The organism is Lacinutrix algicola, assembly GCF_001418085.1.
In the GTDB taxonomy this organism is placed as follows: Bacteria; Bacteroidota; Bacteroidia; order Flavobacteriales; family Flavobacteriaceae; genus Lacinutrix; species Lacinutrix algicola.
In genome coordinates, this window is the sequence record NZ_LIQH01000011.1 from 1 (window position 1) to 1330 (window position 1330).

Genomic DNA, 1330 nt, shown 5'->3' on the forward strand with positions numbered 1-1330 from the left:
TGTTAAAATTTTCGACAATTCCATTACCAAACTTCGATGTATTCAAACCAACTTAGGTAGAACACTTTACACCTCTACTATTCAACCAAAACATCTAAAAAAAGCTTTAAAGCGTTGCGATGTTGTTATTGGAGCAGTTAGAGGCAAAGATCGCTCTCCTGTTATTGTTACTGAAGATATGGTTGAGCAAATGAAAAAGGGAGCTGTAATTATTGACGTAAGCATAGATATGGGTGGTTGTTTTGAAACAAGCGATGTTACAACACACAAACATCCTATTTTCGAAAAACATGGTGTAATACATTATTGCGTGCCTAATATCCCAGCTCGTTATTCTAGAACTGCATCTGCTTCAATAAGCAACATCTTTACACCGTACCTGCTTAAAATCGCAGAAGATGGTGGTCTAGAACACTCTTTAAGAATGGATCATGGTCTTAAAAATGGACTCTACTTCTATCATGGTATTTTAACCAATCGTGCAGTTGGAGAATGGTTTGACATGAATTACAACGATATAAATCTTCTAATTTTTAAATTCAATTATAATTATGGTTTTCTCTATTATAAACCAGTTTTATTCACGAATTTTGTTGAAAATAACGTTATTCTAAATCATATTCAGAATAACAAAAAGAAGTTTTTAAATGAGTTTACTTAAAAGATTTTCAAAATAATATTGTAAATAATCTTGAAGTTTGTAGCGATACTCCAACGCTTACAAATATAGATTTAACACAATTTAATGCTGAAGTATTAGGAACTCAGAATACAGCAAATTTCACAATTAATTATTTTGAAACACAACCCAATGCAGACAATAACACGAATGCATTAACAAGCCCATATACAAACTCAAATAACCCACAATCTATTTTTGTTAGAGTTGAAAACAATACAACTGGATGTACAATTACTACTATTAACTTTGAAATAATAATAAACATCAATCCCATACTTGTTATTCCTACTCCATTAGAAATTTGCGATGACACTACACCAGATGGTATTAATGAGTTTGATTTAACCCTAAAAAACAACGAAATTTCAGGTGGTAATCCAGCATACGCTGTAACGTATTATTTCACACAAGCTGATGCCGATGCACAAGCAAACCCATTATTAAATCCATATACTAACGTTGTACCAAACATGCAAACTATTTATGTAGGCGTGCAAAATACAGACACAGGTTGTTACGATACCACTTCGCTAGATTTAGTAGTAGAACAAGCACCAGTGGCTTTCACACCATCAAATTTAGAATATTGCGATCCAGACAGTGATGGCTTTGGAGAGTTTATGCTATCGGATACCGAATCAGAAATCA

At 33.0% G+C, this 1330-nt stretch carries 2 protein-coding genes; one reads left to right on the forward strand and one right to left on the reverse strand.

Translation table 11 applies throughout. The annotated features are described in order from the left end of the window. Nucleotides 1-661 (forward strand): alanine dehydrogenase (locus tag ASC41_RS00140; RefSeq protein WP_420835913.1); only part of this gene is annotated, 661 nt, incomplete at its 5' end. A 130-nt stretch (nucleotides 662-791) separates the two neighbouring features. Here the strand turns inward: ASC41_RS00140 and ASC41_RS16725 are convergent. Beyond that, nucleotides 792-995, reverse strand: coding sequence for a hypothetical protein (locus ASC41_RS16725; RefSeq protein WP_152971387.1), 204 nt, complete (start codon nucleotides 993-995; stop codon nucleotides 792-794). Nucleotides 996-1330: the final 335 nt, after the last annotated feature.